The 23890-nt window shown below is 48.3% G+C and carries 23 protein-coding genes and 1 other annotated feature; of the genes, 20 read left to right on the plus strand and 3 right to left on the minus strand.

All coding sequences use genetic code 11. From position 1 onward, the window contains the following. Positions 1-149: 149 nt before the first annotated feature. Positions 150-854, minus strand: coding sequence for a pseudouridine synthase (locus tag GDZ68_RS11700; protein WP_153722488.1), 705 nt, complete (start codon positions 852-854; stop codon positions 150-152). A gap of 934 nt (positions 855-1788) precedes the next feature. Next, positions 1789-2007 (plus strand) — a binding site (T-box leader). Positions 2008-2096: 89 nt separating this feature from the next. On the opposite strand from GDZ68_RS11700, the gene GDZ68_RS11705 reads away from it, so the two are divergent. The 14 genes from GDZ68_RS11705 to GDZ68_RS11770 all read left to right on the plus strand — a co-directional run bounded on the left by GDZ68_RS11705 (position 2097) and on the right by GDZ68_RS11770 (position 16948). Then, positions 2097-3476 (plus strand): anthranilate synthase component I family protein, encoded by a 1380-nt coding sequence (locus GDZ68_RS11705; protein WP_228551089.1) that lies wholly within the window; start codon positions 2097-2099, stop codon positions 3474-3476. A 33-nt stretch (positions 3477-3509) separates the two neighbouring features. Next, a complete protein-coding gene (gene trpD, locus GDZ68_RS11710; protein WP_376776783.1) occupies positions 3510-4541 on the plus strand; it encodes an anthranilate phosphoribosyltransferase in 1032 nt (343 codons plus the stop codon). Next, positions 4538-5326, plus strand: a complete 789-nt coding sequence (trpC, locus tag GDZ68_RS11715) for an indole-3-glycerol phosphate synthase TrpC (RefSeq protein ID WP_153722491.1) — start codon at positions 4538-4540, stop codon at positions 5324-5326. Before trpD ends, trpC begins: the two co-directional genes overlap by 4 nt. Beyond that, complete coding sequence (locus GDZ68_RS11720; RefSeq protein WP_153722492.1) at positions 5323-5958, plus strand: phosphoribosylanthranilate isomerase; 636 nt, start codon at positions 5323-5325, stop codon at positions 5956-5958. The genes trpC and GDZ68_RS11720 overlap by 4 nt, the downstream gene beginning before the upstream one ends. Then, positions 5939-7132: a tryptophan synthase subunit beta gene (gene trpB / locus GDZ68_RS11725; RefSeq protein ID WP_153722493.1), complete on the plus strand. Its 1194-nt coding sequence runs from the start codon at positions 5939-5941 to the stop codon at positions 7130-7132. The genes GDZ68_RS11720 and trpB overlap by 20 nt, the downstream gene beginning before the upstream one ends. After that, positions 7129-7920 carry a tryptophan synthase subunit alpha gene (trpA, locus tag GDZ68_RS11730; RefSeq protein WP_153722494.1) on the plus strand — a complete coding sequence of 264 codons (792 nt, stop codon included), beginning with the start codon at positions 7129-7131 and terminating at the stop codon, positions 7918-7920. Before trpB ends, trpA begins: the two co-directional genes overlap by 4 nt. Positions 7921-8214: 294 nt before the next feature. Continuing rightward, a complete protein-coding gene (locus GDZ68_RS11735; protein WP_153722495.1) occupies positions 8215-9237 on the plus strand; it encodes an ABC transporter ATP-binding protein in 1023 nt (340 codons plus the stop codon). Beyond that, positions 9215-10123: an ATP-binding cassette domain-containing protein gene (locus tag GDZ68_RS11740; protein ID WP_153722496.1), complete on the plus strand. Its 909-nt coding sequence runs from the start codon at positions 9215-9217 to the stop codon at positions 10121-10123. The genes GDZ68_RS11735 and GDZ68_RS11740 overlap by 23 nt, the downstream gene beginning before the upstream one ends. A 17-nt stretch (positions 10124-10140) precedes the next feature. Continuing rightward, a complete protein-coding gene (opp4B, locus tag GDZ68_RS11745) occupies positions 10141-11109 on the plus strand; it encodes an oligopeptide ABC transporter permease (protein ID WP_153722497.1) in 969 nt (322 codons plus the stop codon). Positions 11110-11122: 13 nt separating this feature from the next. Continuing rightward, a complete protein-coding gene (locus GDZ68_RS11750) occupies positions 11123-12022 on the plus strand; it encodes an ABC transporter permease (RefSeq protein WP_153722498.1) in 900 nt (299 codons plus the stop codon). A 16-nt stretch (positions 12023-12038) separates the two neighbouring features. After that, on the plus strand, positions 12039-13781 hold the full coding sequence (gene opp4A / locus GDZ68_RS11755; protein WP_153722499.1) for an oligopeptide ABC transporter substrate-binding protein: 1743 nt from the start codon (positions 12039-12041) through the stop codon (positions 13779-13781). Positions 13782-14025: 244 nt separating this feature from the next. Continuing rightward, entirely contained in the window at positions 14026-14955 is a 930-nt protein-coding gene (locus tag GDZ68_RS11760) for a S66 peptidase family protein (protein ID WP_153722605.1), read from the plus strand. Next, complete coding sequence (locus tag GDZ68_RS11765) at positions 14956-16065, plus strand: mandelate racemase/muconate lactonizing enzyme family protein (protein WP_153722500.1); 1110 nt, start codon at positions 14956-14958, stop codon at positions 16063-16065. Next, complete coding sequence (locus GDZ68_RS11770; protein ID WP_194841144.1) at positions 16058-16948, plus strand: C40 family peptidase; 891 nt, start codon at positions 16058-16060, stop codon at positions 16946-16948. The genes GDZ68_RS11765 and GDZ68_RS11770 overlap by 8 nt, the downstream gene beginning before the upstream one ends. Here the strand turns inward: GDZ68_RS11770 and GDZ68_RS11775 are convergent. Next, on the minus strand, positions 16945-17418 hold the full coding sequence (locus GDZ68_RS11775; protein ID WP_153722502.1) for an immunoglobulin-like domain-containing protein: 474 nt from the start codon (positions 17416-17418) through the stop codon (positions 16945-16947). The two genes, GDZ68_RS11770 and GDZ68_RS11775, sit on opposite strands and share 4 nt — an antisense overlap. Positions 17419-17543: 125 nt before the next feature. On the opposite strand from GDZ68_RS11775, the gene GDZ68_RS11780 reads away from it, so the two are divergent. The 6 genes from GDZ68_RS11780 to GDZ68_RS11805 all read left to right on the plus strand — a co-directional run bounded on the left by GDZ68_RS11780 (position 17544) and on the right by GDZ68_RS11805 (position 23471). Beyond that, positions 17544-18023: an acyl-CoA thioesterase gene (locus GDZ68_RS11780; protein ID WP_153722503.1), complete on the plus strand. Its 480-nt coding sequence runs from the start codon at positions 17544-17546 to the stop codon at positions 18021-18023. 510 nt (positions 18024-18533) lie between these two features. Then, positions 18534-19322: a hypothetical protein gene (locus GDZ68_RS11785; RefSeq protein ID WP_153722504.1), complete on the plus strand. Its 789-nt coding sequence runs from the start codon at positions 18534-18536 to the stop codon at positions 19320-19322. A gap of 2 nt (positions 19323-19324) precedes the next feature. Continuing rightward, on the plus strand, positions 19325-20119 hold the full coding sequence (locus GDZ68_RS11790) for a hypothetical protein (RefSeq protein ID WP_153722505.1): 795 nt from the start codon (positions 19325-19327) through the stop codon (positions 20117-20119). Between the two features lie 2 nt (positions 20120-20121). After that, positions 20122-20490, plus strand: a complete 369-nt coding sequence (locus tag GDZ68_RS11795; RefSeq protein ID WP_153722506.1) for a GntR family transcriptional regulator — start codon at positions 20122-20124, stop codon at positions 20488-20490. Further along, positions 20480-21175 (plus strand): ABC transporter ATP-binding protein, encoded by a 696-nt coding sequence (locus GDZ68_RS11800; RefSeq protein ID WP_153722507.1) that lies wholly within the window; start codon positions 20480-20482, stop codon positions 21173-21175. The genes GDZ68_RS11795 and GDZ68_RS11800 overlap by 11 nt, the downstream gene beginning before the upstream one ends. Before the next feature lie 391 nt (positions 21176-21566). Then, positions 21567-23471, plus strand: coding sequence for a DUF2207 domain-containing protein (locus GDZ68_RS11805; RefSeq protein WP_194841145.1), 1905 nt, complete (start codon positions 21567-21569; stop codon positions 23469-23471). 21 nt (positions 23472-23492) lie between these two features. Here GDZ68_RS11805 and mscL read toward each other — a convergent pair whose 3' ends face one another. Further along, positions 23493-23879: a large conductance mechanosensitive channel protein MscL gene (gene mscL, locus GDZ68_RS11810; protein WP_153722509.1), complete on the minus strand. Its 387-nt coding sequence runs from the start codon at positions 23877-23879 to the stop codon at positions 23493-23495. Positions 23880-23890: the final 11 nt, after the last annotated feature.

The following is a 23890-nucleotide window of genomic DNA, read 5'->3' on the forward strand; positions in this document are numbered from 1 at the left end:
TAGTGAATTCGTATAATTATAACACATGAAAAGAGAGGAATGAACTAGTTTTAAAGGGAAAAATAAGGCGGATTAGAGGATATAGGATGTATTTCCACGGAGAGTAATAAAGTATAAAAAGGCGGAAGCCCTGGTTGCTTCCGCCTGGTTCATCTCTTTGGCCTGTAGTTGAGTTTGTGAAATAATTCTGTTCTCTCTAAATCAGTTAGTTCCCGCCATTGGCCAATCGGCAGATCACCTAATTCGATTGTCAGTATTCTTACGCGTTGCAGCCGCTGAATATGATAGCCGAGAGCTGCGCACATTCGGCGGATTTGACGGTTCAGCCCTTGTGTCAGTACGATAGAAAAAGTCCGGGAACCGAGTTTTGTGACGGTGCATGGCTTGGTTACCGTGTCGAGAATTTTCACGCCTTTTTCCATCTGCGAAATAAAAGATTCAGTAATAGGACTTTCCACAGTGACGATATATTCTTTCTCATGACCGTGTTCTTCGCGGAGGATTTCATTGACGATATCGCCATCGTTCGTCAGCAATAACAATCCGTCCGAATCTTTATCCAACCGTCCGATATGAAAAATCCGCAGGGGATGGTTAATAAAATCGATGACATTTCCTTTAATATGACGTTCTGTTGTACTGGTAATGCCAACCGGCTTATTGAGGGCAATATAGACTAATTGTTCTTCTTTCTCCACCGGCTTGCCGTCCACTTCCACCTGATCACCGGCTTCGACTTTGCTGCCGAGTTCTGCAAGCTGGCCGTTTATTTTGACTCTGCCGTCAGCAATCCACTTATCTGCACCGCGCCTGGACACGATACCCGCCTCACTCAGATATTTATTGATGCGCATATATACTCTCCTTCCGAACTGGTTACGATAAGGTGATTATAACATTTTTGAAACGTTTTAGGGCCGAACACCGAAGTCTGTTCTTGACAACCTGTCACGTGTGTATTGCGAAAATCCTGCTGCAGTTTAAACCCGCTTAGGCGCTGGGGGATTGCCTTACGCTGTGAGCCTACTGGCGAAGAACATGCCACACTGCCTTAATTTCTGCAAAGAACGCAGAAATACGGCAAAGCGAACCCTGCGCTGTTCGCTTAGCAACGGCCGACCCCGCAGTTGCGCCTTCGCTGGTGTGTAGAAAGAATATCACATTGATTTTTGCAGGGTACGTATTTCGTTGCTAACCTTTGCAGAATACTAAGTATTGCATGAACAACATACTTATTATAATAGTCCCGAATAGTATGCTCATACTGCCTACTCACACAAAGAATATTGAAAAACATGCCAGTGTACCGAAGTGGAAGGCAACCTAAGTACGCCGCGTCCTGCGGCAACGGTTGCATGACTCACTTCGTGTGAGCCTGCGGCAAAACCACTCCGGGAGGATCAGCCCGACAGGTGAGACAACTTGCGGGAGCGAAGCGAGAGCCGTCACGAAGAACGGCTTTTGCGAGTAAAAGCGAAGCGTTAGGAGCACATCTTTGCACTTCAAGTTGGCTTACCGCGGGCCCTCCGGAACGCGTCCGCCTGGAACGCAGGGAAACGGTATCTTCCCACTTACCATTCTATACTGCGCCATCACAGTCAAATCTTAAACTGCTCATGAAATAAACTGTCAAGCACATATTTTGATGAAGACCCGTTTTTAACGGAAGAAGTAGTTGACATTAAAGATTCAGCATATTAAGATTAGTGTAATTATAGGATGGACAGAAGGTTTCGACAGCGGAATCGTCCACGTTAGCTTAGCTGAGACAGTTTGAGAAGAGAATAGTGAAAAGATAGGAATAAGAAGAGTAGCGATTGTGCGTGCTTGCTAGAGAGTCAGTGGTTGGTGGGAACTGATACACGGCAGTCGTGAATGGACTTATGGAAGCTGTTTCGGTGAGAAACAGACGTGTGCCCTCGTTACAGGCAGTGTGAAAACACATAAAGTGGGAGTGCTGCGGCACTTCAATTTGAGGTGGCAACGCGGTTACCAATCGTCCTCTGCAACAGGCTGAATCTGTCTGTTTGCAGGGGGCTTTTTATATTCACTTTGAAGTGTACCGGGCACAGTCTATAGAGAAGAGGAGAATGGACATGACGGCAGAGAAGAACTTACGGGTTACATCACGGAAGATTGAGGGAGATTCACTAACGCCTATATTGATTTTCAGAAGATTGAAAGGCAAGCATAAATTTTTATTGGAGAGTTCTTCGCAGGCAGAAGGCTCAGGACGCTACTCATTCATTGGACTGAATCCTCAAAAAGCCTACCGCGGAAGTGACGGCATCGTGGAGGAAATCGTTTATTCAACAAATAAGACGTACACACATGAAGGTGATCTGTACACATTGCTTAAACGGCTGATGCCGAGAATTACGGAAGACTCCGGTTTCCCGTTTACAGGCGGTGCGGTCGGCTATGTAGGGTACGGAGCTGCACGCAATGGGGAACAGCGCTCGGCAGATGACCTGCACATACCGGATGTCTACTTCAATATTTACGATACGGTGGTCATCTATGATCATCATCTGCACGAGGTGACACTGCTGCATACGGAAATTAATCCGGTGTACGAAACGCCGGACCTTGATGCCATCGAAGAGATGATCGTCAACGGCAGCACAGAGAAAGAGGAAGACGTGTCGCTTTCCGATTATCATTGTGCGATATCGCAGGAAGAGTTTGAACGCCGGGTTCAGCTCGTCATCGACGCAATCAAAGAAGGGCGGGCGGAGCAGGTTGTCATCTCCAGAAGACTGGAAGCGGACATTAAAGGCGATCCATTCGCCCTGTACCGCAGGCTGCGCCGAAGAAATCCGTCACCCTATATGTACTATATGGAGTTCGACGATCACACAGTCATCGGAACATCTCCTGAAAGTCTCGTCAAAGTAACAGACGGCAAAGTGCTGACGAATCCGATTGCCGGCACCCGCAGAAGAGGAAGGAATGAAGCGGAAGATCTGACTCTCGAGAAAGAACTGCGCAACGATCCGAAAGAGCTCTCTGAACATGACATGCTGGTGGAAGTCAGTAAAAAAGAAATGCAGCAAGTGTGCCGTCTGGAAACGATTGAAGTAGCAAATTATTTGGAAACTGTGCGTTACGAACACGTCATGCATCTCGTTTCGGAAGTGGAAGGCGAACTTGCACCCGGACTGCATGCACTGGATGCTTTGAAAGCGACAATGCCTGCAGGTACCGTGACAGGTTCACCTAAACCGGCAGCGATGGCCATCATTGATCAACTTGAAGATCAGCACCGCGGCATTTATGGAGGCGCGATCGGCTATATCGGCCTCAACGGCAATATAGACTTTGCCCTGACGATCCGCACAATGCTCGTCAAGGAAGGCAAAGCGTACGTCCAGGCAGGAGCAGGAATCGTGGAAGCTTCTGTCCCGGCGCTGGAATTTAAAGAAACAGCCAATAAAGCCCGTTCACTGCTTGAAGCAGTTGAAATAGCGAAGTGATTGAATTACCAGAAGAGATGAGGAGAGATGAGCATGGAGAAGTTTTTGAGCATAGTAGAGAAACAGCGTCACTTGATGTATGAAGAAATGAGAGAAGCAGCCGAACTGCTTTTTAATGAACAGACAGATGAGGACCAAATTATTACGTTTTTAACGGCTCTTTCGCAAAAAGGAGAAACTTCACATGAAGTCGCAGCCCTTGCAGCCGTTATGAAGTCCTATGCAAATGAATTCACGCCGGCAGCAGCACGCTATCTGGACAACTGCGGTACGGGCGGGGACGGAGTCAATACATTCAATATCAGCACAACAGCCTCATTTGTCCTCGCGGGGGCAGGCGTGCAGGTGGCAAAGCACGGAAACCGTAAAATTTCGAGTGCGGCAGGCAGCCAGGACGTGCTGGATGCACTCGGCATTCATACGGATTTTCAGATAGCTGATATGCAGAATCTGCTGGAACAGGAAGGAATCGCATTTTTATTTGCACCTGCCATCCATCCGAGAATGAAACGGATTGGCGCCATTCGCAATAAAATCGGCAAGCCGACGATTTTCAACTTGGTCGGCCCCCTGACGAATCCGGTAGCATTGGAAACACAGTTCACGGGCATCAACCGTCCCGACTTCATTATGGAGTACGCATCTGTGCTACGGATGCTTGGACGGAAGCGGGCGATTGTCGTCAGCGGAGCAGGCGGCATGGATGAAGCATCTCTTGCCGGGCAGAATGAATTTGTACTATTGGATCATGGTGATTTAATTCCGTTTTCATTGACGGCGGATGATGTAGGTCTGGATTACGCGCCGCTGTCTGCGATCAGGGGCGGGGATGCGCTAGAAAATGCAGCGATGGCGCGTGCGATACTGAATGGAGAGCGAGGGCCAAAGTTTGACACGGTTGTATTGAATGCGGGTATCGGACTGTTTGCGAATGGTCAGGTGAAGACGATACAAGAAGGTGTCAAACGGGCAACTGATAGTATTTTATCAGGTAGAGCATTAGAAAAATTAAACGCTGTGGTCGCGTTCAGCGAATCAATTCAGCAGAAGGCGGTTGTCCAATGACGATTTTAGATAAAATTCTAGTGCAAAAAAAAATAGAGGTAGAGCAGCTGCTGGCAAAGGATGCAACATTTCCGGAGCGTGCAATTACACGGCCGTCTCTTTATAAATCCCTGCAGACTGCAAAACAGCTGCAAGTGATTTCAGAGATAAAGCGGGCGTCTCCTTCAAAAGGTCTGATTGCAGAAGGCGCAAATCCCGTCAGACAGGCTTCGGCTTATTACAAAGCAGGCGCCGCATGTATTTCTGTTCTGACGGATAAAGAATTTTTCCAAGGTTCATTCGATGATCTGGCGGCTGTTGCAGATGTGGTGCCAATTCCTTTATTATGCAAAGACTTCATGATTCATGAAATTCAGATTGACCAGGCAAAAAGTGCAGGTGCTTCGGTAATTTTGCTGATAGCGGCGGCTCTAGACGATCAGACGCTTGGAAGACTGTATACGTATGCGAACAGGCTCGGATTGGATGTATTGGTGGAAGTGCATGATACGGAAGAGTTGCAGCGTGCGCTGGCGATTGATGCGAAAATTATTGGCGTCAATAACCGGGATCTGCATACATTTGAAGTGGATCTGGTGCAGACAGAGCGGATTGCGAAAGAGTTTCCATTCGATGAAGAGCGGGTTTTGATCAGTGAAAGCGGCATTTGGAATGCTGAAGATGCAGAGCGTGCTGCAGAGGCCGGCGCAAGTGCAGTGCTGGTCGGAGAATCGTTGATGCGCAGTGATTCTGTGAAGGAAGCATTGCAGGCGCTGCAAGTGGATAAGCCGGTAGTTCGTTCATGACAAAAGTGAAGATTTGCGGACTGATGAAAGCAGAGCATGTGAAAGCGGCGGTGGATGCCGGAGCTGATGCAATCGGTTTTGTCTTCGCTCCGAGCCGCAGGGAAGTATCGATTCAACAGGCGCAGAAGCTTGCTGCCATTATTCCTGATGCTGTCTTGAAGATCGGTGTATTCGTGGATGCATCAAAGGAAGAGTTGCAGCGGACATTCAAGGAAGTGCCGCTAGATTATATTCAGTATCACGGGGAGGAGTCGCCGGAATTCATTCGGGAAGTTGGTTTGCCGTCTATCAAGGCGCTTGCCATTCAGAATGAAGAAGATGCGAAACGGGCGGCTGTTTACGACGTGGATTACTATTTATTTGATACCCCCGGGATAGAGTACAAAGGCGGCAGCGGCAAGACGTTCGACTGGTCACTGCTTGAAGATGCCGGTGTGCCGCTCGCGAAGACGATTTTAGCAGGCGGACTGCATGCAGAAAATGTGCAGGAGGCAATCAGACAGGTTCAGCCGTTTATGGTCGATGTATCGAGCGGCGTGGAGATTGATAAACAAAAAGACAGTGAACGTATTCGGACGTTTATTCATAGAGCGAAGGGCAGGAGTGATCAGGATGCAGACAGCAGAAACTAAAGGACGTTACGGCAGATTCGGCGGACAATTTGTTCCGGAAACGCTGATGACGGCATTGCAGGAGTTAGAAACAGCATACGAAGAAGCACAGAAGGATCCGGCCTTTACAGAAGAATTGGATTATTATCTGAAAGACTTCGTCGGGCGGGAAAATCCATTATTTTTAGCAGAGCGTCTGACAAAGCATGCAGGCGGTGCAAAAATTTATTTGAAGCGTGAGGACCTGAACCATACGGGCGCCCATAAAATCAATAATTCATTGGGGCAGGCACTTCTTGCGATTCGTATGGGCAAGAAGAAAATCGTTGCAGAAACTGGTGCCGGCCAGCACGGAGTGGCTACGGCAACAGCCTGCGCGCTGCTCGGTCTTGAATGTGTCGTATTCATGGGGAAAGAGGATATCCGCCGTCAGGAATTGAATGTTTTCCGCATGGAGCTGCTCGGAACGAAGGTTGTTTCGGTGGATAAAGGATCAGGCACACTGAAGGACGCAGTGAATGAAGCACTGCGCTATTGGGTTGCTAATGTGGAAGATACGCATTATATTTTGGGCTCAGCACTCGGTCCGCATCCATTTCCGCAGATTGTGCGTGATTTCCAATGCGTAATCGGCAATGAAACGAAGAAACAGCTTCAGGAGAAAGAAGGACGTCTTCCTGATGCAGTCGTTGCATGTGTCGGCGGAGGCAGTAATGCAATCGGCATGTTCCATCCTTTTGTTGCAGATGAAAGTGTCAAAATGTACGGTGTCGAGGCGGCGGGCAGCGGAATTTCCACTGGAAAACACGCGGCAGCCGTACCGGGCAAGCAAGAAGGCGTGCTGCACGGCGCGTATATGTATGTGCTGCAGGACGAAGATGGTTTCATTCAGGAAGCACATTCTATCTCAGCAGGTCTGGATTATCCTGCAATCGGCCCTGAACATTGCCATTTAGACGATATCGGACGTGTGCAGTACGATTCTGTCACAGATGAGCAAGCCCTTGAAGCGCTGCAGCTGCTGTCACGCACGGAAGGCATCATTCCTGCTATTGAAAGTGCGCATGCTGTCTATTATGCAGTACAGCTTGCGAAACAAATGAAAGAAGACGAACTGCTCGTCATCTGTTTATCAGGACGCGGCGATAAAGATGTGGCTGCGGTGCGCGACGCGTTGGGAGGCCGGGGGAAATGACGAAATCACGAGTGAAACAAGCTATTTTAGAGTGTAATGAACAAGGAGACAAAGCATTCGTACCATATATCATGGCTGGAGACGGTGGGCTGGAGACATTGAAAAAGACCATTTTATTTTTACAGGAGGCAGGTGCCACGGCAATTGAAGTCGGTATTCCATTTTCAGATCCCGTTGCGGACGGAGAAGTAATCCAGCAGGCGGGCGAACGTGCGCTGGCAGAAGGCGTGACACTGCGCAAAGTGATGAACGAACTGGCTTCATTTAAGGAAGAAGTGACAGTTCCGCTCGTCATCATGACGTATTTAAATCCTGTGCTGAGTTACGGATTGGATAAAATTGCGGCGGATTGCGAGAACAGCGGTGTCTACGGACTGATCATACCGGATTTGCCGCTGGAAGAAAGCGGACTGCTGAAAGAAGCGTTGAAAAATTCGGAAGTCGCACTCGTTCAGCTGATTTCACTGACAAGTCCGGCTGCGCGGATCAAAGCGATTGCGGAAGCGGCGGAAGGTTTCATTTATGCAGTCACAGTGAACGGCATTACAGGCGTGCGGAATTCATTCAATGAAGGTTTGGAAGAACATCTGCAGAAGCTGAAAGAAGCAAGCTCGGTACCTGTATTGGCAGGCTTCGGAATTTCCACTCCTGAACAGGTGCAGACACTCGGTGCTTTGGCTGACGGCGTCATTGTCGGCAGCGCAATTGTAACGGCTCTGCATGAGAATGACTTGCCGAAAATCAATACTTTAATCGCTGCATCGAAAAATCAAGTATCTCAAATATAATGGCAGACCGGACGACTGGTGAACTTCAGTTGTTCGGTTTTTTCTGTGCAATGGATCAGCCGCGCGCGAAAAAGGCCTTCTGGCGCGCCAAACGTAAAGCCCTTTTTGCCGCTCCAAACTAACGCCTCGCCGCGCGAAACCACTACCTCACCGAACCAATCCCATTTCGCATCGCAAGAAATTCATTGTCCATCGCAACAAACTGTCCATAAAACCCAAATTGTGCATAACTATTTAATTCGCATGCATAATTTTCCCGGAACTATTCACACTATCCGCAAAGGAGCTGATGAGATGGAGGATAACTTGCTGACTATCCACAATCTCCGGACATCTTTTCGAATTAACGGCAGGTTTCATCGAGCAGTTGACGGAATATCGTTAACTATCCACAGAAATGAAGTGCTCGCCATCGTCGGTGAATCGGGCTGTGGGAAAAGTGCACTCGCGCTGTCGATTATGGGCTTGCATCCGCCAGATCAGTCAGCAGTGGAAGGTTCCATCGATTTTCAGGGACGGAACCTATTGCAGCTGTCCACTTCAGAACTCAATCAAATCCGAGGGAAAAAACTCGCGATGATTTTTCAAGATCCGATGACCGCCCTGCATCCATTGTGGAAAGTGGGACGGCAAATAGAAGAACCGATGAAATACCATTCAATGTTATCCACAAAACAGAGAAGACAGCGAACTCTTGAATTGTTGAAACTTGTAGGAATTCAAAAATATAAACAAGTCTATCAACAGTATCCCCACGAACTGTCAGGCGGTATGCGGCAGCGGATTTTAATAGCCATCGCATTAGCCTGCGATCCGGTTTTGCTCGTTGCAGATGAACCGACGACGGCGCTTGATGTGACAGTGCAGGCGCAGATTCTTGAGCTGATGAAAGAACTGCAGCGGCAATCGCAAACTGGTATTTTATTGATTACCCATGATTTGGGCGTGGTAGCGGAAATGGCGGATCGGGTGGCGGTCATGTATGCCGGAGAGATTGTGGAGCTGGCGCCGGCCGAAGAGCTGTTCCGTCATCCGCGTCACCCTTATACACAATCGCTGTTTCATTCACTCCCTTCATCTAATGAAAGGAAGCAGAAACTGCATGCAATAGAGGGAATCGTGCCTGCCATTGAAAATCTGGAGCGGGCCGGCTGCCGTTTTGCGCCGCGTATTCCGTGGATTGCCGAGAAAGGACATGATGCAGAACCGGTGCTACAGGAAATTGCACCCGGCCATTTCGTGCGCTGCAGCTGCTATCAACATTTCTATTTACCGGATGGAAAGGAAGAAAAAGATGTCTCTGCTGCAGCTACGTGATGTGTCCGTTCATTATACAAAGACCGGCAGTTTTTTCAAACGCAAGAGCGCTGTCATTCCTGTCATTGCCCAATTGAGCCTTGAACTCCGGCCAGGCGAAATATACGGGCTGGTTGGTGAATCAGGTTGCGGGAAGTCAACAGCAGCAAAAGCGATCATTGGTTTACATCAACTGTCAGCAGGTCAAATCTTTTTCAATGGAGAAGACTTGTCGCAGCTCACCCGAAAGGCGCGAAAGCAGCAAATGAAAGAAATTCAAATGATCTTCCAGGATCCTTATTCTTCGTTGAATCCGAGAAAAAATGTCTGGAATATTATTGCGGAACCACTGCGTAATTTCGAAAAGCTCTCTAAGGCAGATGAATTGAAGAAGGTACAGAAACTTTTACAGCGGGTTGGTTTGAATGAAGAGTCGGTTTATCAGTATCCGCACCAGTTTTCAGGCGGTCAGCGACAGCGTATCGGTATTGCGCGTGCAATGGCTCTGCAGCCGCAGCTATTAATTGCCGACGAGCCGGTATCGGCGCTCGATGTCTCCGTGCAGGCGCAAGTATTGAATTTCATGAAAGAAATTCAAGAAGAGTTTCGGCTGACGATGCTGTTTATTTCACATGATTTAGGAGTGGTCCGCCACCTGTGCGATCGGATTGGCATCATGTATAGGGGAAGTGTAGTGGAAGAAGGAACTGTTGAGGATATTTTCAGACGTCCGCAGCATCTCTACACAAAACGGCTGCTCGCTGCCATGCCGGAAATGGATCCCGAAAAAAGACAGCACAAGATCAAACAGCGCCTGCAAATTAATGAAGAATTTGATCGGCTGGCGGATACGTTTCTTGACGCTGAGTTGCAGCAGATCTCGGACACGCACTGGGCGCGGCTGTGAAGTAAGGAGGCAAAGGCATGCTGACATTTATTATAAAAAGGACCGTCTTGATGATTCCGCAGCTGCTGCTATTGAGTATCCTCATATTCTTTTTGGCAAAACAGATGCCCGGGGATGCGGTGACGGGAGCATTTATGGGAAAACCGAATGTGTCGGCGGAACAGATGGAGAAAATCAGAGAGCAGCACGGCTTGAATGATCCGTGGATTGTGCAGTACGGACGCTGGATCCGGGATGCGCTTCACGGTGATCTGGGTCAGTCTTTTGTGCATAAACAGCCGGTTACACAACTGCTGGCAGGGCGGATCGAAAATACAATCTGGCTCTCTGTCGCAACATTGGCCGTGACCTACAGTCTTGCGATACCGCTTGGGATGATCGCGGGCAGGTGGACAAGAAGCTGGGCGGATCAGCTGATCGTCACCTATAACTATATTTCATTTGCCACCCCGGTCTTCGTATTTGCCTTGTTGATGCTCTATGTCTTTGGCTTCCTGCTGAATTGGTTTCCAAGCGGCGGCAGTGTCGATATTCGGATCACGGAGGGAACGCCGGAGTATGTTTTAGATAAGCTGAAACACTTAGTGCTGCCTGTGCTGTCCGGTTCCTTGCTGCTGACGTATTCAACTGTGCAGTACTTACGCAATGAAATGATTGATACGAAAATGAAGGATTTCGTGAAGACGGCACGGGCAAAAGGAGTGCCTGAGAACGCGGTATACCGGAATCATATATTGCGTCATTCCATTTTTCCTATCGCTGCGTTTTTAGGCTATGAGATCACTGGGCTGATTGCAGGATCGGTGTTTATCGAGACAATTTTCAGCTATCCGGGGCTGGGGAGACTTTTCATTGATTCTATAATGACGCGTGATTTTACAGTAGTGACTGCACTCGTCCTCATCTCGGGAGCGGCGGTCATTGTCGGAACGATGCTGTCTGACATTATCTTGCGCATCGCAGACCCGCGGATTCGTTTCGGATGAAGGAGGGGAGCATATGATGATCAGTTTGAATAAAGGAGTACAGCATAAAAGTTCAGGTCATTCTTCTTTTTTGTCGAAGATACTGGCAGAGATCCGTCAAGATCGGATGGCCTATATGTCGGCGGTCATACTGATCTTTATTATGGCCATCGCGTATCTTTCTCCTCTCTTTCTTTCGATAGACCGTGTGAACCGTATTGAACTTTCCCAAATCTACCATCCTCCTTCCGCTACACACTGGCTCGGTACCGATGACGGCGGCAGAGATGTTTTCGGTCAGCTGCTGCTCGGTGCGCGGAATTCCCTGACGATCGGCATATGCGTTACGCTGCTGTCCAGTTTCTATGGATTGACAATTGGTCTCATTGCCGGGTATTACGGCGGATGGGCCGATCAAATTATCAGCCGCATACTGGATTTCCTAATGATTTTACCATCGCTAATGATTATTATCGTTTTCGTCGTGCTGGTGCCGAATTACACTGTCTATCATTTCATTTTCATTATGAGTATTTTCGCCTGGTTCGGCAAAGCGCGGCTTATTCGGTCAAGAGGGCTGGCAGAGCGGGAAATGGATTATATCAGTGCTTCCAAAACACTAGGTACGCCGGATTGGAAGATTATGCTGTTTGAGATGCTGCCGAATTTGAGCTCGCTCATTATTGTCAATATGACGCTGACACTCGCTGGCAATATAGGCTTGGAAACAGGTCTGACGTTTCTCGGGTTCGGCCTGCCGTCCGGTACGCCTTCGCTCGGTACATTGATTGCCCTGGCGAAAAATCCTGATATCGTCCAAAACAAATGGTGGGTCTGGCTGCCGGCTGCTTTGCTGATTTTAGTCATTATGCTGTGCATTAATTATATCGGCCAGGCGGTGAAACGGGCCGCAGATGCAAGACAGCGGGTTTAATAAGGGGGAGAAGAATTTGCGCGAAAAATTGCTGTTAATAATCAGTTTTGGGATAATGCTCGCGGGATGCAGTGCGGTGCAGCCGCAAGCACAGGAAGCTGGATCGCTCACTTTTCCTTTAGAAGTATCCAATCAAAGTGAGCCGGTAGAAGACGGTGAGATGGTCGTCGCACTGGTCAGTTCAGATCCGTTTGAAGGGACTTTGAGCCGGGCATTTTACAGCGGTTCATTCGATGCCGAAATCATGAACTGGTTTGACGAATCACTGCTTTCAACAGACAGTGATTTCGAAATTTCCAATGAAGGCGCGGCATCATTCACTTTGTCTGAAGACCGACGAACGATTACACTGCGGATTAAAGACGGCGTTAATTGGCATGACGGGGAACCGGTGAAGGCGAGTGATCTGCTGTATGCCTATGAGCTGATCGGTCATCCTGATTATTCCGGCGAACGTTACACATTTATGATTGAAAACGTGGCAGGCATGGAGGATTATCATGCGGGAAAGACCAAAGAAATTTCCGGGATACAGGTGCAGGATGACCAGACAATCAGCGTCACGTTCAAAACTGCCTCACCTTCTATCCTGTCGGGTTTCTGGTCGTCGCCCGTGCCTCGACATCATACGGGTGACGTCACAAACGGCGAGCTGACAATGAAAGAATTAGAGTCATCGGGAAAAATACGCGTCACGCCGATTGGTTACGGTCCTTATAAAATCGTCAAGATCGTGCCCGGCGAGTCCGTTTTATTGGAACGTAATGAAAACTACTGGAGAGGTAGGCCGCAACTTCAATCTGTTGTGCTGAAGACCGTGAATGAGGCAATTGTAACAGAGTCATTGAAAAGAGGAGACATCGATATAGCCAGAATCCCGGCAGATCAGACGGAAGCCGTGCAGAGGCTTGGCAATATTGAACTGCTGGGAGATGTCGATCTGGCCTACACCTATATCGGCTTTAAATTGGGCAATTGGGATGAAAAGAAAAAGGAAAATCGTATGGATCCCAAATCAAAACTTGCGAACAAATTAGTGCGGCAGGCAATGTGGCATGCGCTGGATAATGAATCTGTAGGAAAGTACGTCTATCACGGCCTGCGTTTTCCGGCGTCCACATTAATTGTTCCGGTTTTTGAAACATATCATGACAAAAAAAATGCCGGCCGTCCGTATGACCCGGAAAAAGCCAGAGCCCTGCTCGATGAAGCAGGCTATCTTGACGTGAACGGCGATGGTTTCCGGGAAGATCCGGACGGCCAGCCGTTCACTTTGCGTTTTGCTTCCATGGCGGGAGGAGACGCGGCGGAGCCTATTGCCATGTACTATATACAAAATTGGGCGGATGTCGGGCTGAAGGTGGAACTGACGGACGGCCGCTTGCATGATTTCAATGCATTTTATGATCTGGTGAAATCAGATGACCCGAAAGTGGATATTTTTCAAGGGGCCTGGGGGGCAGGATCTGACCCGGATCCGTCCGGTCTTTATGGACGCAGCGCGATGTTTAATTATTCGCGGTATGTAAGCGGAAAGAATGATGAGCTGCTCGAGGCGGGAACTTCTGAAGCGGCATTTGATTCGCAGAAACGGCGTGAAATCTATAACGAATGGCAGGCTTTGATGGCAGAAGACGTACCGCTTGCCCCGACACTGTATCGCTATGAGATTCTGGGTGTGAATAAACGTGTTGTGAATTATTCCATTGATCCAAAGTCGGAGAACAGCCGTGTTTGGAAATGGGGTGTTTCGGAATGAAGGCGTTTATTGGCAGATGATCATACACAGCGGCCGCATGCTCATTGAAACCGCAGCAGCGCTCATAGCCGGCATGTACGTGATCATAGCCTCACGCTGCATGCTCATACAGCAACCCGCCGTGATCATAACCACCTCCCGTGCGCTCATAGCACCTCAAAAACCGCGGCTTCCGCATAGATGAAGCCGGCGGTTTTATCTGCGTTCCGCAATGAATATGATAGAGTAGGACACAGAAAGGGTGATGACTAGTATGATCTGTCCTAATCGTTTAGTAAAAGGTGATGTAATTGGAATTGTGGCGCCGGCGAGTCCCGTGGCACGGGCAGACGTGGAACGTTCGTTTTCATTTTTGGAACAGCTCGGTCTTCGATATAAAATCGGGCAGTCTGTCTATAAAAAGAATGGCTATTTGGCAGGTACCGACGAGGAGCGTCTTGCTGATCTGCATGAAATGTTCCGCGATTCCGAAGTGAAAGGAATTCTGTGCGCTGGCGGCGGATATGGTTCAGCTCGCTTTGCAGATCGTCTGGACATGGAATTGATCCATGAAAATCCGAAAGTGTTCTGGGGATTCAGCGATATTACGTATTTGCACACAGCGATTCGTCAAGGTGCAGGTCTGGTGACATTCCATGGGCCGATGCTTGCTTCCTGTGTGGCAAAGGATGAATTCCATGAACTATCCGGGAAGATGTTCAGCCAGCTGTTTGAGCCTGTAGAAGTGCATTATACAGAAGCGATTTCGCCGCTTGAAGCACTGAGCGCAGGCATAGCAGAAGGAGAAGTAGTCGGCGGCAACTTAACGCAGCTCGCGAACAGCCTTGGCAGTGAATTTGAAATCGAGACGAATCAAAAATTACTGTTCATTGAGGATGTCGGAGAAGAGCCTTACAAGATCGACCGCCTGCTGAATCAGCTGCGTCTGGCGGGCAAGCTGCGTGAAGCATCGGGGATCATTATCGGTGATTTTGCAAAAGCAGAACCTTCCAATCCAGAGAAATCGCTGTCGCTTGACGAGGTGTTTGCCCACTATTTCAAAGATCTGGGCAAACCTGTCGTAAAGGGCTTCCAAATAGGACACTGCGAACCGCATATTGCCATCCCGCTCGGTGTCAAAGGACGTCTGAATGCGAATGAAAGGACACTCACTATCTTACCGGGAGTGGAATGAATGAACATCCGCACCGTCGAAACATTTGTGGTGCAGTCAAAGCTTAAGAAACCGTTTGTCACGGCATTGCGGACTGTTTTCAATGTGCAGTCGATCATCGTAAAAATGACAACGGAAAGCGGGTTGACCGGCTGGGGAGAGGCCGTGCCGGCGCATGTGATCACCGGTGAAACCGTCGGAAGTATCCGCTATGCTATTGAAAGGGTGCTCGCGCCGGTTTTAATAGGAGAAGGCGTGGCAAGGCGTGAAGTGCTGTTCGAAAAAGTTCAGCGTTCATTGCTTGGCAATTCGAGTGCGAAAGCAGCAGTTGATATGGCCGTTCACGACATTTTCGCGCAGCACTGCGGGTTGCCGCTGATACAGATGCTCGGGGGATACAGCGACCGTTTGACGACCGATTTGACGGTCAGCGCGGGCGCTCCGAAAGAAATGGTGAAAGAAGCAGCAGAACATACGGCAAAGGGATTCTCTGTACTGAAGATAAAAATTGGTACAGGGAATTTTCAGGAAGAGCGCGTAAGAATCCGGGCCATCCGGCAAGAAGTCGGGCCCGATATTGTGCTTCGGCTGGACGCCAATCAAGGCTGGAAACCGAAAGAAGCAATCCGGATCATCCGGCAGTTCGAAGATGACGGCTTGGATATCGAGCTGGTCGAGCAGCCCGTTGCAGCGAATGATCTCGAAGGATTGCGTGAAGTGACAAGGCATACGCAGACGTTAATTATGGCAGACGAATCGCTGTTTTCGATAGGTGATGCGAGAAGACTGCTGGAAATGCGTGCTGCCGATTTGCTGAATATTAAATTGATGAAGTCGGGGGGAATCCACGAAGCGTTGAAGATCAATGCAATGGCGCAAAGCTACGGAGTGGAATGCATGGCGGGCAGTATGATGGAGACGGCTGTCGGTGTCACAGCAGCTGCTCATTTTGCGGCGAGCCAGCCAAATGTTACGCGTACGGATTTGGATGCGCCGCTTTTATTGGCGGGTGTGTTTGATTGCGGAGGGATTGTTTATAAAGGTTCCGTCATGGAGTTTGCGGGCGGACTGGGATTAGGATTTGATTCGGAACGCATGAAGCAATGGGTTAAGGAATATGCAAATGAATGAAAATTGGGTATGCGCGGTCAGTGTCGCAACCGTCTGGACCGATCCGGATGCACCACGGCTCGTCGATTTGCCTGCGCTTCAGCAGCCAGTCCAACTGGAGAAGTGGTTTGGACAGCTGATGTTTGAAGATCGCCTCGCGCTGAGTGAAGAAAATCGGATTCAGACACAGCTATTATACGGCGAGCCGGTCATTGTGGAAGAAGTCATGGAGGATTGGGCAAAAATAATTGCCAGCGGACAGCCTTCGTCGAAAGATCCACGCGGCTATCCTGGCTGGGTGCCGCTTGTGCAATTGTCTCAGCGCTGTGCTTCGTATACGAGGGGTCATGTGCGAGTGACTGTTCCAAAGGCCTGGTTGAACGATGAAACAGGTCAGCGTTTTATGCAAGTCTCATTCAATACGGTTTTTCCGGTCAGCAGGCGTCAGGGCGATCAGTTCCGTGTATGGACACCGCATGGATGGAAATTAATCCGTACGCGAAACGTGAATCAAATTGAAGAAAATGAAAGCGGCAGGCCACTTGAAAAAGGCAGAAAGTTTTTGGGCCTGCCGTATGTATGGGGCGGCATGTCGGGATGGGGTTTTGACTGCTCGGGAATCGTCCACCAGCTGTGGAAATCCTGCGGTGTACTGTTGCCGCGAGATGCGGCGGACCAGGCGGAGACCGGACTTCCGATTTCGCTGAAACAGGAAGATTGGCGGAAAGGCGACCTGCTGTTCTTTCGGGAAACGCAGGACGGACCTGTCAGCCATGTGGCGATGTATGCCGGCGGAGGGCAGATAATGCATGCGCCGGCGACGGGAAGGAATGTGGAGCAGATTCCGCTTGCCGGCTCAGCATACTGTCAGAAACTCTGCAGCGTGCGGCGAATCCAAAACTAATATACGGTAAACGGTACAGCGACGGTTATTTCATGGTAAGGACTGCGCTGGGTAATCGTTTTGACGAGCCGGTATTTGCCGGGACACAGTGTGACGCCCAAGTTTTCGACGGAAAATTCTTGGGCCATTTCACTGTGCACTTCCAGCGGAATCCCGCCGTCGCGGTAATGCGGATCGAGCAGGAACACGGCATCCGAGTACGTGATGATATACCACTGTGCCTGTTTGTAAAACTCTAAATGATAGAACGGCCCGATTTCATAGGGATCATCTGTGTTGTTCCGGACAATTGCTGGAATCACAGCCGGTGACCCTTCAAACTCGTCCTGTATCAATGCCAATGAAATCCCTTCCGACTGGGCAGGCAGTAATTGGTCAGGTACAGGTTCCGCCAGTGTTTTTACTGATTCGGCATTGCCGCAGCCAGAGAGGATTAGCAACATACAACTAAGCATCATCCAATTTTTCATCGTTCTCACCTCCGTTCTATTATAAATCCGCCGCATACAATCAGCCTTGATTTGAATCAATAATGAATGAAATACACAACTTTTCCGCTATACTAAGGAAAAGAACATGTAAGGGAGCTGTCGCAATGTCTGCAGAAAAGTCGATGAGTGAATCCAGAACGATTCAAAGTAAGTTAGTTCTGCCGCCTGATACCAACCATATCCAATCTATATTCGGAGGAAAGGTTCTCGCCTATATTGATGAAATTGCGGCGATCTGTGCGATGAAGCATGCTGGGACGATGGCGGCGGTGACGGCTTCGATTGATTCGGTCGATTTCGTCTCGCCTGCCATGCTCGGAGAAATGATTGAACTCGAAGCTGTCGTCACGTCTGTCGGGCGCACGTCTATGGAAGTGTTTGTTTCAGTTCATTCGAAAAATCTCGTGACAGGGGAAACGAAGCTGACGACGGAATCTTTCTGTACGATGGTCGCCGTCGATGACACGAACCGGCCGGTGCCTGTGCCGAAGATTTATCCTGAGTCGGAAGCAGAAAAGCGTTTGTTTGATACAGCGCCCGCCAGGAGGGAGCTTCGCCAGCAGCGCCGTTTGATGAAGCATTGAGGATGTGATGAGGGACTGTTTGAGAAGTCATGCTGTGTGACTTCCCGGGCAGTCTCTTTTTGATTGGCTGCCGGTGTCTGACGCGGCTGAAGGTGGCTCTATGATCAAGCGCGGGGTTGGTATGATCATATTCGCGGGGCGTATGGTCACTTGCGAGAGCTGAATGAGCGGCTGTCGGTACGGTATGAGCGCACGGCGGGAGTTTATGATCGCAAACCGGTGTTCAATGATCATCCTGCCGAAAATTACGCTGCTGTTTTCTGGCTGGCCGCCGGTTTGGTGCGGAGAGACTGGTGAAAGGTGCGGCGAAACGGATTTTTGGCGCGGCAGAACAGATTTTCCGAGCATTGCCGGCCGGGTTTGGTTCGGTCAGCTACTTTTTTCGTGCGGATGGAGACTGTTTTGGCGTGCTCCGCCGCTTTTTCGCGCGCACGGCAATATCACCACTTGCCAAACTCCATCATATAGTGTACTATCTAACTAGTACGCTAGAGAGAAGGAGGCGGAAAGATGATGACGGCGTGGAAAGGGCTTTGGAAAAAGGAATGGCTGATGATGAAAGACTGGATCTACGCTACAACGGTGATGGCGGTTTTACTGGTGTTTGTTATATCCGGGGGATTTTCATTTCTCACAGAAAGAAAATTATCGATGTCCGTTATGGCGGGAATGTCATTGATGCTGTGGACAGTGATCGCTGTATGCGTGCCGATTGCCTTACTGTTGAACAGTTTATGGAGTGAATGGAAACGGCCGGATGTCTGGCTGCAATCTCCTCGATCGATTTATCAATTGTTCGGGAATAAAACCATTTTCGCAGGGGTGATTGGATTCATTGCGGTGCTGATACCGGCGATTGTGTTTTCTGTGTATGCGTCCGTTTTTGATACATTATTGAAGGAGTCAGGGGCACTTGACTTTTTCCTGATGATCTACTCTTTTACTTCCACTCTTTACTTGGGAGCAATCGGCTTTATGCTGATTGGTTTATTCTTAGCTGTAGTCTACCGTGTAATTAAATCGCATATCCCGCGCGGAGCAATTTTTATTTGGCTGGCTGTCTTGTTCATTTCGAATTGGCTTTTCCAATTACTTTTGGAATCGGAGCTATATAGAAAAATCGCTCATATGGGTGCATTTACGATTTCTTTCGAGCCGCGAGAGTATATTGCAGGCGATTTTTATTTTGTACAAAGCCCGGGAACGTGGTATGCCGGACAAATTTTATTAGTCTTTGTGTTCCTGGCATTTCTCTTCTTTTCTTCCGCATGGCTATTTGAAAAGAAAGTGAGGTTATGAGTATGAGTGCATCATGGAGCGGCTTGTTCCGCAAAGAATGGATTTTGCTGAAATGGCTGACGATAGGGATTGTTGTGTTGAATGCACTGGTGATCCTCGCAGTGCCGTCTGTAATTACCAATCTGACTGGAGTTTCGGGAACTCTGTATGAGCATACACATATCGTCGCGGGAACCTGGTTTGCTCTCTATACGTTTTCGGGGGCTGGTATTCTGTTATACAGTCTGACAAAAGAAATGAATACACCTGATATCTGGCTGCATTCACCAAGATCTATGTTTCAGCTGGCGGGAGCAAAGGCTTTGTTATCAGCATTTATTGCGATCGCAACATTGTTTCTGGGAGGACTGCTGGCAGGCATCATGTTTTATATACTGGGTGACTGGTCAACGGATTCGGTGTGGCGAGGAGCTTTGGCGCTCATCAGTATACTGCTTGCGATATCTTTAAAATCGTGTTTTCTGATGGCGGTAGGTTTCTTCTTCTGGAGTCTCTATCAGGTTATTCGGGTACGGATGCGTTTCTTCGTGGTACCGCTGACAGTAATGCTCTTCTTCTTGGCACTGGCGATTTGGGAGATGCTTCGGATCAATGATTTCTTTGATTGGCTTCGTACTCTGATTCCGATTAAATTAACAAATGAGTCGTTCTATAATGAACAGGCAGATTACCTTTTCACTGGATTTGTGCGTGATGGAATCGTGTTTTCAGTAGGAAGTGTGTTGTTTTATGCAGTCCTTATTTATGTGTTGTTGGCAGCGGGATCGCGGTTGTTTGAAAAGAAAGTGAGGTTGTGACGGTGAGCATGGAATTCCTTCCGGATAAACCAATATACCAGCAGCTTGTCGATCATATCGTCGGAGATATTATTCGAGGTACCATAAAAGTCGGAGAAAAACTGCCATCTGTACGTGATTATGCCGTTTCGGTCGGCGTCAATGCCAACACGATGCAGCGGGTCTATAAGGAACTGGAACAAATGGAGATTACGGAGACCAGAAGGGGGCAGGGTTCATTCGTGACGGACAATACAGAGCGAATTCAGGAACTGCGCGAGGAAATGAAGGAGCAACTCGTGCAGTCGTTTATTCAAAATGTGGAAGCACTTGGTTTTACGACGAATGAAATGGTCAGTTATCTGCAGAAACGGGGTGGACATGATGATTAAATTGCAAGCAGTTTCAAAGCGTTATGGATTCAAGCAGGCGCTCGACGGTGTGACCCTTTCATTGCCGGCAGGGAAAATCATTGGGCTTGTCGGTGAAAACGGAAGCGGAAAAACGACACTGCTGAAGCTAATGGCGGGTTTACTATCACCGAATTCAGGTGTGGCGGCACTCGACGGTCAAGTAATTACCAGACGTGTTGCGGCAACAGTTGCCTATATGCCCGACACCGATATATTCTATCCATATTTTACTGTCAGACAGCTGTTTGAATTCTATGATTCGCAATTTGAGGATTTTCAAATGAAGAAGGCGGAACAAATTCTGGAATTCCTGAATCTTTCATTAGATACGAAGATCAGTACACTGTCAAAAGGAAACCGCGGCCGCGTCAAAATTGCCGTTACACTTGGACGGGAAGCAGATTATTTTCTGTTGGATGAACCATTTTCAGGGCTGGATCCGATGGTGCGCGAGGATATTGCGAAAGGGCTGATCCGCTTTACTGATACGGAGCGGCAGACGATTGTGATGTCCACGCATGAACTAAAGGAAGTAGAGCCGTTGCTCGATGAACTAATTGTCCTAAAGGGCGGGCAGGTGCTGGCGCATAAAGCGATTGATGAAATCCGTAGCAGCTGCGGAATGGATGCGACGTCCTGGCTGGTGTCTCTTTTCAGGTCATAAAGTAAAAATAGCAGAGTATGAAAAGGCGGGTACCCTTTCATACGCTGCTATTTATTATTAGTTATTGCTGCTGAACGTACGGACTAAGCCGAGTACTGTTCCACCGAGAATAAACGCGAACAATGCATACATGATGTAGATGAACCACATGAATATCCACTCCTTTAATCAGTATCCTGCCTCCCATTGTACCACCCCGGCAGACGCGTTGCAATGGCGTTTGCAGGCCAACTGTGTCAGCTGTGAGACCGGGGGCGCAGAGGGATTCCTGGGTAAATAGACTGCTATTTCAGTGAATACCTGCCCCGTAACTCCTGAATCCGGCAATAATTGAAACTGTTTTACTTTGCGGTACGTAATCATTTCAATGAAGGTTTACGGGGGTGCAGCTATGAAAAGGTTTTTGACGGTATTTTTATTCATGCTCATAATAGGACTGCCTGCAGGGACAGCGTCGGCAAAATCCTATTCTATCGACGAGGTGCAGATTCGCGGATGGATCAATCCGGATGGAACCATGCTCGTCAATGAACTGTTCACGTACTCGTTTGACGGAGAATTCTCCAGGCTGAAGCGAGCATTCCCCGCCGAACACCGTCCTCAGATTGAGGGATTTAAGGCGTTTCAGGTGATGGACGGCAACGGCAGAGTAGGATTTATCGACGATAACCAGATGAAGAAACTCCCCGTTTCATTGGATAAAGAAAATTGGGTAACGAAAATAGCCCAAAAAGATGGAACGATTCAGGTGATGTACATTTATTATGTTCAAAATGCTGCTGTCTCATACGATACATACAGCGATCTGCAGCTTACCTTTTTTGAAAAAGGTTCTAATCATGATATGGATATGAACGATGTGCAGATCTCTTTTATTTTGCCTGAAGAAGCGGGTGAAAAAAATATTCACGGTTACTTTTATGCTTCGGGAGGGAAGGAGCCGGTCGTTCACAGCAACGGAATCCAATTTAATACTCCGGTTTCTAAAGCGAATACCTACACAGCTGTGCGGGTTTTGTTTCCTTCTGGGATGATGACAGCCTCGAATAAAGGCAAAGCACCGGTTTCATTGGAAGAGGCGATAGCAGGTGAACAGCAAAAGATGGACGAGCAGGCATGGAAAGTGGCACAGATTCCCGCAATGAAAAAAATCACCATCGGTTTGACTGTGTTTCTCGGACTTATTGCACTTTTCGTATTCTGGATGAAATCCCGTTTGAGCGGATTTTTTGGAAGCACCGACTATGTGATGAAGACGGATCCACTTTATCTAAGTTTTGTGGATCATTCAGGAGAATGGTTCAAAGGAAGTTTTCTGGCCGGATTATTTTCATTGGTCGATAAAGGAGAGGCATCGGTCGAACTTGCAGACAGTGCGGAACGATTCGCAGACCGTCCGGATTCACCTGATAAGACACTCGCCTTTCAGTTGGTAAAGGGTAAAGGAGATCTGCAGCCGTTTGAACGGACGTTAGCTGTCTGGCTGTTCAAGGGACGTTTGATGAAAGAGCGATTTCATCTGCATGATATTGCAGAAGGAAAAGAGTCGAAAGCCGCTTTGAGAAAACAGCATAAGTTCGAAGTGGAACACACCGAGTGGCATGATGAAGTGAAGGATTTATTAGTGGAATCGGGGACATTATCCACTCGATATTCTTACGTGCTGAGGCTGTTCATAGTGATCGCGGCAGGCCTGATGTGTGCAGTTGCATTTTATATCGGCGGAGGGGATGACTGGGGCTACAGACTGGTGCTCCCGGCTATTTTCTTTGCAGTTACGCTGTTCAGCATGAAGGAGCAGATACAAAAATGGCCTTCAGGATTATACTTTATCGTGCTGCTGTTCACAGTGAATTCATTGGATTATGAAGAATTGACGGAAGTCTTCAGCTGGTTCGTGATTATCGCGCTTATCGCGTTTTACCTGGTTCCGAAGACTGTGCTGAGTTCTAAAACGGCATTCTATACAAAGATGAGCATCAATAAATTCCGGAGAGAGCTGAAATATGGTATGCCGGAAGGGTTGCCGGATGATGAGCAGCAGCAATATCTAATACGTGCCTACTTGCTCAAGCCATCTAAAAAGAAGCTGCCTCAAGTTAGGCGGGCAGAAACCGCGACTGCGGCGGTTGCCATGGCTTCACTCTTTACGCTGCGGGAAGATCCTTTGCAATTTGTTCATTCAACTTGGGGCCCGAAATTAGTAAAAGCAGGCAGTTCTGACGGTACCTCTTTTGATGGAGGATATTCCGGCGGGGGTGGAGGAGATGGAGGAGGCGGAGCAGGGGCGGATTAACCGCTGTCTGCTCTTTTCCTTCTACTTTTGATCTTTCAATAAGTCACGAATTTCTGAGAGCAGTTCTTCTTTCGTATCCAATGCTTTTTCAGCGGGTTCTTCTGCAACGGGCTCCGGCTCTTTAATTTTGAGCTTCATCAGGACGCGCAGGAAGATGAATATAGATCCTGCAACGATCAGGAAGTTAATGATGGATTGAATAAACTGTCCATACATAATCTCAGCATCTTTATATGTCACGCTTAACCCCGAGAAGTCCAGGCCGCCTGATAAGATTCCGATAATCGGTGTAATGATATTTTCTACCAGTGAAGAAACAATCGTACTGAAAGCTGCACCGATGACAACACCTATAGCCAGATCAAAGATATTTCCTTTAAACGCAAATTCCTTAAATTCTTTCCACATATAATGTTACT

Origin of the sequence: Sporosarcina cascadiensis (assembly GCF_009650995.1) — a bacterium.
Taxonomy (GTDB): Bacteria; Bacillota; Bacilli; order Bacillales_A; family Planococcaceae; genus Sporosarcina; species Sporosarcina cascadiensis.

What these genes read in the sequence shown, in the direction of transcription:
- trpC (WP_153722491.1), top strand. Translation starts at nt 4,538, where the DNA reads ATGACGATTTTAGATAAAATTCTAGTGCAAAAAAAAATAGAGGTAGAG.
- GDZ68_RS11790 (WP_153722505.1), top strand. Translation starts at nt 19,325, where the DNA reads ATGAGTGCATCATGGAGCGGCTTGTTCCGCAAAGAATGGATTTTGCTG.
- GDZ68_RS11765 (WP_153722500.1), top strand. Translation starts at nt 14,956, where the DNA reads ATGAACATCCGCACCGTCGAAACATTTGTGGTGCAGTCAAAGCTTAAG.
- GDZ68_RS11700 (WP_153722488.1), bottom strand. Translation starts at nt 854, where the DNA reads ATGCGCATCAATAAATATCTGAGTGAGGCGGGTATCGTGTCCAGGCGC.
- GDZ68_RS11770 (WP_194841144.1), top strand. Translation starts at nt 16,058, where the DNA reads ATGAATGAAAATTGGGTATGCGCGGTCAGTGTCGCAACCGTCTGGACC.
- trpB (WP_153722493.1), top strand. Translation starts at nt 5,939, where the DNA reads ATGCAGACAGCAGAAACTAAAGGACGTTACGGCAGATTCGGCGGACAA.
- GDZ68_RS11735 (WP_153722495.1), top strand. Translation starts at nt 8,215, where the DNA reads ATGGAGGATAACTTGCTGACTATCCACAATCTCCGGACATCTTTTCGA.
- opp4B (WP_153722497.1), top strand. Translation starts at nt 10,141, where the DNA reads ATGCTGACATTTATTATAAAAAGGACCGTCTTGATGATTCCGCAGCTG.
- GDZ68_RS11705 (WP_228551089.1), top strand. Translation starts at nt 2,097, where the DNA reads ATGACGGCAGAGAAGAACTTACGGGTTACATCACGGAAGATTGAGGGA.
- GDZ68_RS11775 (WP_153722502.1), bottom strand. Translation starts at nt 17,418, where the DNA reads ATGAAAAATTGGATGATGCTTAGTTGTATGTTGCTAATCCTCTCTGGC.
- GDZ68_RS11740 (WP_153722496.1), top strand. Translation starts at nt 9,215, where the DNA reads ATGTCTCTGCTGCAGCTACGTGATGTGTCCGTTCATTATACAAAGACC.
- mscL (WP_153722509.1), bottom strand. Translation starts at nt 23,879, where the DNA reads ATGTGGAAAGAATTTAAGGAATTTGCGTTTAAAGGAAATATCTTTGAT.
- GDZ68_RS11720 (WP_153722492.1), top strand. Translation starts at nt 5,323, where the DNA reads ATGACAAAAGTGAAGATTTGCGGACTGATGAAAGCAGAGCATGTGAAA.
- GDZ68_RS11760 (WP_153722605.1), top strand. Translation starts at nt 14,026, where the DNA reads ATGACTAGTATGATCTGTCCTAATCGTTTAGTAAAAGGTGATGTAATT.
- trpA (WP_153722494.1), top strand. Translation starts at nt 7,129, where the DNA reads ATGACGAAATCACGAGTGAAACAAGCTATTTTAGAGTGTAATGAACAA.
- trpD (WP_376776783.1), top strand. Translation starts at nt 3,510, where the DNA reads ATGGAGAAGTTTTTGAGCATAGTAGAGAAACAGCGTCACTTGATGTAT.
- GDZ68_RS11805 (WP_194841145.1), top strand. Translation starts at nt 21,567, where the DNA reads ATGAAAAGGTTTTTGACGGTATTTTTATTCATGCTCATAATAGGACTG.
- GDZ68_RS11800 (WP_153722507.1), top strand. Translation starts at nt 20,480, where the DNA reads ATGATGATTAAATTGCAAGCAGTTTCAAAGCGTTATGGATTCAAGCAG.
- GDZ68_RS11750 (WP_153722498.1), top strand. Translation starts at nt 11,123, where the DNA reads ATGATGATCAGTTTGAATAAAGGAGTACAGCATAAAAGTTCAGGTCAT.
- GDZ68_RS11780 (WP_153722503.1), top strand. Translation starts at nt 17,544, where the DNA reads ATGTCTGCAGAAAAGTCGATGAGTGAATCCAGAACGATTCAAAGTAAG.
- GDZ68_RS11785 (WP_153722504.1), top strand. Translation starts at nt 18,534, where the DNA reads ATGATGACGGCGTGGAAAGGGCTTTGGAAAAAGGAATGGCTGATGATG.